Genomic DNA, 478 nt, shown 5'->3' on the forward strand with positions numbered 1-478 from the left:
AGCACCCGGCGCATCACCACCACGCCGCGACAGCAACACCAGACGCCGCACCCCATGCGCCACCACCAGATGCCGGGCCACCAACCCGCCCAGACCACCCGTCCCACCCGTCACCAACACCGCACCGCCACCCCACGACAGCCCCCCACCCGCCACCGCAGCAACACGACTCAGACGCGGAACGAAAACCTCCCCTCCACGGAAGGCCACCTGCTCCTCCCCCGACGCCAACGCAGCCCCCACACCCGCACCGACATCCCCCTCCACCCCCACATCCACCAACACAAACCGACCCGGATGCTCCGCCTGAGCCGACCGCACCAACCCCCACACCCCAGCCGACACCACATCCACCACACCACCCACACCCACCGGCACCGCACCCCGCGTCACCACCACACGAGACCCAGCACCCACCCCCGACACACACCCCTGAAGCTCCTCCAACACCCGCTCCAGCACCACACGCGAAGAACCC

General features: G+C 69.7%; 1 protein-coding gene. It reads right to left on the bottom strand.

Annotated elements, in window-relative coordinates; genetic code table 11:
• On the bottom strand, positions 1-465 hold a 465-nt coding region (locus tag RM704_RS44640), incomplete at its 3' end, for a SpnB-like Rossmann fold domain-containing protein (protein WP_438828997.1).
• Between the last annotated feature and the right edge of the window lie 13 nt (positions 466-478).

Source organism: Streptomyces gottesmaniae, from assembly GCF_031845845.1.
Lineage (GTDB): Bacteria > Actinomycetota > Actinomycetes > Streptomycetales > Streptomycetaceae > Streptomyces > Streptomyces akebiae.